The organism is Achromobacter sp. 46006 (assembly GCF_059761975.1).
Window position 1 is genome coordinate 20,718 of the sequence record NZ_JCBANN010000065.1, and the last position, 7,676, is coordinate 28,393.

Annotated in this window: 4 protein-coding genes; 3 read left to right on the forward strand and 1 reads right to left on the reverse strand. The window is 68.0% G+C overall.

Annotation, left to right across the window (positions count from 1 at the left end; genetic code table 11):
- Positions 1 to 184: 184 nt before the first annotated feature.
- Positions 185 to 4,234 carry a phosphoribosylformylglycinamidine synthase gene (gene purL / locus AC6LKG_RS22530; RefSeq protein ID WP_498168368.1) on the reverse strand — a complete coding sequence of 1,350 codons (4,050 nt, stop codon included), beginning with the start codon at positions 4,232 to 4,234 and terminating at the stop codon, positions 185 to 187.
- Between the two features lie 364 nt (positions 4,235 to 4,598).
- Between purL and AC6LKG_RS22535 the strand changes: the two genes are divergently transcribed.
- The 3 genes from AC6LKG_RS22535 to AC6LKG_RS22545 all read left to right on the forward strand — a co-directional run bounded on the left by AC6LKG_RS22535 (position 4,599) and on the right by AC6LKG_RS22545 (position 7,551).
- Positions 4,599 to 5,150, forward strand: coding sequence for a TRAP transporter small permease (locus AC6LKG_RS22535; protein WP_498168370.1), 552 nt, complete (start codon positions 4,599 to 4,601; stop codon positions 5,148 to 5,150).
- The gene (locus tag AC6LKG_RS22540) at positions 5,147 to 6,445 is read left to right on the forward strand and encodes a TRAP transporter large permease (RefSeq protein ID WP_498168373.1); all 1,299 of its coding nucleotides are present in this window, start codon (positions 5,147 to 5,149) and stop codon (positions 6,443 to 6,445) included. Before AC6LKG_RS22535 ends, AC6LKG_RS22540 begins: the two co-directional genes overlap by 4 nt.
- Before the next feature lie 74 nt (positions 6,446 to 6,519).
- The gene (locus AC6LKG_RS22545) at positions 6,520 to 7,551 is read left to right on the forward strand and encodes a DctP family TRAP transporter solute-binding subunit (RefSeq protein WP_498168376.1); all 1,032 of its coding nucleotides are present in this window, start codon (positions 6,520 to 6,522) and stop codon (positions 7,549 to 7,551) included.
- Positions 7,552 to 7,676 lie beyond the last annotated feature (125 nt).

Consider the following 7,676-nt stretch of genomic DNA (forward strand, 5'->3'; position numbering starts at 1 on the left):
GGCAGCCTTGGGCGGCTGTCGGACTGTTTACGGCCTATTGCAATGAAAAGTTAAATATCTCATTGGGTTACATGGATGGCTGTCACGAAGCCCACCGGCAGCCCATGAAAAAGCCCCACCGACGTCGGTGGGGCTGTTGACTGCCTCAGTGCCTGCGGCAGGCCGCCGGGGCGACCCTCCTGCGTTATTTCAGCCAGGCGCGCGCGTTGCGGAAAATGCGCATCCACGGGCTGAACTGGCCGCCGCTGTCGGCGTTGCCCCACTTCTCGGGGGCCCACGACATCATGACGTTGCGGGTCACGCGTTCCGGGTGCGGCATCATCACGGTGAAGCGGCCGTCGGCGGTGGTGACGGAGGTCAGGCCGCCCGGGCTGCCGTTCGGATTGAACGGATAGGCCTCGGTGGCGTTGCCGCGGTTGTCGATGTAGCGCGCCGCCGCCAGCACGCGGCCGGCGTCGCCCTGCTGCGAGAAGTCGGCATAGCCTTCGCCGTGCGCCACCGCGACCGGGATGCGCGCGCCTTCCATGCCGGCAAAGAAGATCGACGGCGACTTGGCCAGTTCGACCATCGACAGGCGCGCCTCGTACTTCTCGGACAGGTTGCGGGTGAAGCGCGGCCAGTGCTCGGCGCCCGGGATCATCGGGGCCAGCGCGGCCATCATCTGGCAGCCGTTGCACACGCCCAGCGCGAAGGTGTCGGGGCGAGCGAAATACGCCGCGAACTGATCCGACAGCTTGCTATTGAAGCGGATGGTGCGGGCCCAGCCCTCGCCGGCGCCCAGCACGTCGCCGTAGCTGAAGCCGCCCACCGCCACCAGGCCCTGCACCTGAGCCAGGTCGACGCGGCCCGACAGCAGATCGGTCATATGCACGTCGACCGCGTCAAAGCCGGCGGTGTCGAAGGCCCAGCCCATTTCCACCTGGCTGTTGCAGCCCTGCTCGCGCAGGATCGCCACGCGCGGGCGCTTGCCGCTGTTGATGTACGGCGCGGCCACGTCTTCCTGCGGGTCGAAGGCCACGTTGGGGCTCATGCCCGGATCCTGCGTGTCGTTCCAGACGTCCAGCTCGGCCTGGGCGCAGGCCGGGTTGTCGCGGCGCGCCATGATGCGGTAGGAGACTTCGCTCCAGGCGCGGCCGAGGTCGGCGCGCGGCTGGCCCCAGACCTTCTTGCCGTCGCGGTAGAACTCGACCTCGTCGCCGCCGTTCAGGCCGCCGATGACGTGCGAGTGGGCCGACAGGCCGGCGCCGCGCAGCACCTGCATGACGGCGTCGCGCTGGGCGGCCGGCACCTGGATGACGGCGCCGGCTTCTTCCGCGAACAGCGCCTTGAGCGTCAGTTCGTCGCGCTGCACCGCCACCTGTTCCGGACGGATCTTGTAGTCGCCCCAATCGGCCGATTGCGGGTCGAAGGTCAGCATGTCCAGGTTGACCGAGATGCCGGTGCGGCCGGCGAAGGCCATTTCCACCAGCGTGGCGAACAGGCCGCCGTCGGAACGGTCGTGGTAGGCCAGGATCGTGCCGGCCTCGGCCAGGGTGCGGATGGTGACGAAGAAGGCGCGCAGGGCTTCCGGCGAGTCGATGTCCGGCACGGTCTCGCCGACCTGGTTGTAGGTCTGCGCCAGGATCGAGCCGCCCATGCGGTGCAGGCCGCGGCCCAGGTCGATCAGGATCAGCACGCTGTCGCCGGCGTCAGTGCGCAGTTGCGGCGTGAGGCTGGCGCGCACGTCGCCGACCGGCGCGAAGGCCGTGACGATCAGCGACACCGGCGCCACCACCTGGCGCTGCTCGCCGTCCTGTTCCCAGGAGGTCTTCATGGACAGCGAGTCCTTGCCCACCGGGATCGACAGGCCGGCGGTCTGGCACAGCTCGCTGACGGCCGACACGGTGTCGTACAGCGCGGCGTCCTGGCCGTCGACGCCGCAGGCGGCCATCCAGTTGGCGGACAGCTTGATGTCTTCCAGGCGCGCCACGTCGGCGGCGGCCAGGTTGGTCAGGGCCTCGGCCACGGCCATGCGGCCGGAGGCCGGCGCGTTCAGCATGGCGATGGGCGTGCGTTCGCCCATGGCCATGGCTTCGCCGCGGAAACCCTGGTAGTCAGCCAGGGTGACGGCGCAGTCGGCCACCGGCACCTGCCACGGGCCGACCATCTGGTCGCGGCTGGAGAGGCCGCCGACGGTGCGGTCGCCGATGGTGATGAGGAACGACTTGTTGGCCACCGTGGGGTGGCGCAGCACGCGGTAGGCCGCTTCGGTCAGGTCGATGCCGGCCAGGTCGAGCGGCTCGGACACGCCCGGCAGGCGGCGCACGTCGCGCGTCATGCGCGGCGGCTTGCCCAGGATGACGTCGATCGGCACGTCGACCGGACGCACCTCGGCCTCGCCCTGCGGACGGATCGTGTCCAGGCCCGGCAGGCCTTCGCCGTCCACCACGCGCAGCTGGCGCTCTTCGGTGGCCACGCCGACCACCGCGTAGGGGCAGCGTTCGCGGCGGGCGATGGCGTCGAAACGCTCCAGGTCATGCGGCAGGATCGACAGGACGTAGCGTTCCTGCGATTCATTGCTCCAGATCTCGGCGGGCGACAGGCCGGATTCTTCCAGCGGCACGCGCTTCAGATCGAAGATGGCGCCGCGGCCGGCATCGTTGACCAGTTCCGGGAAGGCGTTGGACAGGCCGCCCGCGCCAACGTCATGGATGGCGATGATGGGGTTGTTCTCGGCCTGCTGCCAGCAGCGGTCGATCACTTCCTGGGCGCGACGCTCCAGTTCGGGGTTGCCGCGCTGGACCGAATCGAAATCCAGTTCGGCCGAGTTGCTGCCCATGCTGATGCTGGAGGCGGCGCCGCCGCCCATGCCGATGCGGAAACCCGGGCCGCCCAGCTGGATCAGCAGCGCGCCGGGAGGGATCTCGTTCTTGTGGGTCAGGCCGGCGTCGATGCTGCCCAGGCCGCCCGCGATCATGATGGGCTTGTGGTAGCCCCAGCGCGTGCCGCCGGCGGTCTGCTCGAACGAACGGAAATAGCCCAGCAGGTTGGGACGGCCGAATTCGTTGTTGAAGGCGGCGCCGCCGATGGGGCCGTCGATCATGATGGACAGCGGCGTGGCGATGCGGTCCGGCAGGCCGTGGTGGTCGGCTTCCCAGGGCTGCGTGGCGTCGTCGAAGCGCAGGTGCGAGACGGTGAAACCAGTCAGGCCGGCCTTGGGCTTGGAGCCGCGGCCGGTGGCGCCTTCGTCGCGGATTTCGCCGCCCGCGCCGGTCGAGGCGCCGGGGAACGGCGCGATCGCGGTCGGGTGGTTGTGCGTCTCGACCTTCATCAGGGTGTGCACGGTGGTGTCGCGGCGGATGTACTTGGCGCCGTCGACGCCCTCACCGGTCACGCCCGGCACGCCGGCCTGGAAGCGCTGCGCCGGACCGCCGGCCATGATGGCGGCGTTGTCCGAGTAGGCCACCACGGTGCCTTCCGGCTGCGCCTTGTGGGTGGCGCGGATCATGCCGAACAGCGTGTTGGGCTGTTCCTGGCCGTCGATCACCCACTGGGCGTTGAAGATCTTGTGGCGGCAGTGTTCGCTGTTGGCCTGCGCGAACATCATCAGTTCGACGTCGGTGGGATCGCGGCCCAGGTCGCTGAACGACTTGGCCAGGTATTCGATCTCGTCGTCCGACAGGGCCAGGCCCAGGGTGCTGTTGGCCTCGACCAGGGCGGCGGCGCCGCGCGCCTGCACGTCGACGGTGCGCATCGGCTTGCCGGCCAGCGGCTGGAACAGCGCCTGGCCGTCGAAGCTGGCGTCGACCACGGTTTCGGTCATGCGGTCGTGCAGGCAGTCGGCCGCGCGCGCCAGCATGTCGGCGTCGAACGACTTGGCGCCCAGCAGGCCGCGCTCGGGGGTGATGACGTAGCGCACGCCGCGTTCGATGCGGTGCACGGCCGACAGGCCACAGTTGTGGGCGATGTCGGTGGCCTTGCTGGCCCACGGCGAGATCGTGCCCAGGCGCGGGATCACCAGCAGCGCCAGGCTCTTGGCCGGCGTCTCGCCGGTGGCGGGGGTGCCGTAGTCCAGCAATTGGGTCAGGTGCTGCTGCTGCTCGGCCGTCAGGGCGGCGTCGGTGCTGACGAAGTGCTCGTAGCGGGCGGAAATGTCGGCCACCGGCAGGCCGGCTTCCTTCAATTGCGCCAGCAGGCGGTCACGACGAAAGGAGGACAGGACGGAGGAACCAGGCAGATGCTGAACAAGGGACACGATGCGGGCGCCGTATAAGGAGGGGAGCAAAAGCGGGATTTTACCTGTTTAAGGGGTTTTCCCGGAGCGCGGCGTGCCGTGGCCCCGCTGCGGCCCGATTTCGTCCGGCTTTGGCTCTTGTTACAAAAGAATTCCGCGACACAAGGCCGCGCCTGCTGCAAAGCAATATGGCGCCCAACTCCCGCCTTGCTCTCGGTTTAACGCGCGTTGGCCGCCGCCCCGCGCATGCCCGCTATTGCGCCGCACCATGTTGCGGCCATACCGCAGCGCGGGAAAACACGAACACCCCTGCCCTTGCCCCGACGGTAGGATGCAGCGACTCCATACCTAGAAAGCGCCCACGCCGCGCTGGCCGTTGCCTCACATGTCACGCCCCGAAGCCCCCGCCGAGCCCGTCGAACCGATCATCCCCGCCGAAACAGACCCCGCCGTGAAAGTGCCGCTGGCCATCGAGGACTGGCTGGCCGTGATCCTGCTGGCGACGCTGGCCATCATCACCTTCCTGAATGTGCTGGTGCGCTACTTCACCGATCAATCGTTCGCCTGGACCGAGGAAATCTCGGTATTCCTGCTGATCGTGCTGACCATGGCCGGCGGCAGCGTGGCCTTCGTGCGCAACCACCATATCCGCATCGAGATCCTGGCCGACAATGGCTCGCCGCGGCGCCAGCGCCTCATGGCGCTGGTCTCCAACTTCTGCGTGCTGGCGTTCTTCGTGCTGCTGACGGTGCTATCGGTCAAACTGGTGTCCGACGAGTTCATCTACGAGGAAACCTCGCCCGCCATCGGCGTGCCGACCTGGTGGTATTCCATCTGGCTGCCCGTGATGGCCGCCGCCATTTCGCTGCGCACCCTGGGCACGCTGCGGCGCCTATGGAAGGCGCCGCTGCCCAAGACCGACGGTGGCCAGGCATGATCGCCGGCATCCTGTTCGCGGTCTTCATCGCGCTGATGCTGATCGGCGTGCCGGTCGGCGTGGCGCTGGGCATCGGCGGCACCGTGGCCATCGTGCTGTCGAACCTGGATACGCCCTGGTACGGCCTGCTGGCCGTGCCGCAGAACTTCTACGCAGGCCTGGCCAAGTACCCGTTGCTGGCGATTCCCATGTTCGTGCTGGTGGGCTCCATTTTCGACCGCTCCGGCGTGGCCAAGCGGCTGGTGGATTTCGCCATTGCCATCGTCGGCCGCGGCCCCGGCATGCTGCCGCTGGTGTCGATCGCGGTGGCGATGTTCCTGGGCGGCATCTCTGGCTCGGGGCCGGCCTGCGCGGCGGCGGTGGGCGCGGTGATGATCGCGGCGATGTCGCGCGCCGGCTACCCCGGCGCCTTTTCGGCCTCGGTGGTGGCCGCCGGCGCGGCCACCGACATCCTGATCCCGCCCTCGGTGGCCTTCATCATCTATTCCGTGCTGGTACCCGAGGCCTCGGTGCCGGCCCTGTTCGCCGCCGGCATGGTGCCCGGCATCCTGGCCGGCCTGGCGCTGATCGTGCCGGCCGTATGGCTGGCGCGTCGGCACAAGATGGGCATGCTGGAATCGCACCTGCCGCGCCCGCCCTTCTGGCAGAGCCTGCGCGCGGCCTCCTGGGGCCTGGCCGCGCCGGTATTGATCCTGGGCGGCATGCGGCTGGGCTGGTTCACGCCCACCGAAGCGGCCGTGGTGGCCGTGTTCTACGGCCTGTTCGTGGGCATGTTCATCCACCGCACCATCAAGCTGCGCGACCTGTACGTGATCCTGCGCGAAGCCGCCGAACTGTCCGCCGTCATCATGCTGGTGGTGACGCTGGCCGGCATTTTCGCCTGGGCCCTGTCCACCCTCAGCGTGATCGATCCGATCACCCACGCCATCGTCAATTCCGGCCTGGGCGAATGGGGCGTGCTGGCGCTGCTGGTGCTGCTGCTGATGACGGTAGGCATGTTCCTGGACGGCATCTCGATCTTCCTGATCTTCGTGCCGCTGCTGACGCCCATCGCCAAGGCCTACGGCTGGGACCCGGTGTGGTTCGGCGTGATCCTGACGCTCAAGGTGGCGCTGGGCCAGTTCACCCCGCCGCTGGCGGTCAACCTGATGGTGTCGTGCCGCATCGCGCGCGTGCCGATGGAATCGACCGTGCGCTGGGTCGTATGGCTGCTGGGCGCGATGTTCCTGGTGCTGGTGGCGGTGCTGGCGTTCCCGCAGTTGGCGCTCTGGCTGCCGCACAAACTCGGTTATTGAGGGAGCCGGACGCCCCCGCCCGGCATGAGATTGACGACAACAACAGACAGACCCGCAAAGAGAGGAGACGCAACATGAATTTCCGCAAGCTGATTGGCGCCACCCTGTGCGCCGCCGCCGTCGCCGCCATTCCCCTGGCCGCGCAGGCACAGAACTACAAATCCGAATACAAGCTGTCGATCGTCGTCGGCACCACCTTCCCGTGGGGCCAGGGCGCCGAGATCTGGTCCAACCTGGTGCGCGAGCGCACACAGGGCCGCATCAACATCAAGGTCTACCCCGGCACGTCGCTGGTGCAGGGCGACCAGACCCGTGAATTCACCGCCATCCGCCAGGGCGTGATCGACATGGCCGTGGGCTCGACCATCAACTGGTCGCCGCAGGTCAAGCAACTGAACCTGTTCTCGCTGCCCTTCCTGATGCCCGACTATGCCGCCATCGACGCGCTGGTGCAGGGCGAGGTGGGCAAGGAAATGTTCAAGCTGATCGAGAAGGCCGGCGTGGTGCCGCTGGCCTGGGGCGAAAACGGCTACCGCCAGCTCAGCAATTCCAAGCGCGAGATCAAGCGGCCCGAGGACATGAAGGGCATGAAGCTGCGCGTGGTCGGTTCGCCGCTGTACATCGACACGTTCACCGCGCTGGGCGCGAACCCGACCCAGATGAGCTGGGCCGACGCCCAGCCGGCGCTGGCCAGCGGCGCGGTCGACGGCCAGGAGAACCCCCTGTCGATCTACACCGGCTCCAAGCTCTACACCGTCGGCCAGAAGTACCTGACGCTGTGGAACTACGTGGCCGATCCGCTGATCTTCGTGGTCAACCGCGAAGTGTGGAATTCGTGGTCGGAAAAGGACCGCGCCATCGTGCGCCAGGCCGCGCTGGACGCCGGCAAGCAGCAGATCGTCATCGCGCGCAAGGGCGTCACGCCCGAAGACCCGTCGCTGCTCAAGGAAATCGAGGGCCACGGCGTCACCGTGACCACGTTGAGCCCGGCCGAACACGACGCCTTCGCCAAGATCACGCAGCCAGTCTACGACAAGTGGAAAAAGCAGATCGGCGTGGACCTGGTCAACCTGGCCGAGAAATCCATCGCCGCGCGCAAGAAGTAAACCGAACGCGACGGCTCACCGAACAAGCAGCAAGCCCCAGGGGAACGGCGGCGCAAGCCGCCAACCGAGGCAGGGACGTCAGATCCCGCCCACCAAAAGACGGGCGCCGGCCACAAGCCGGCGCC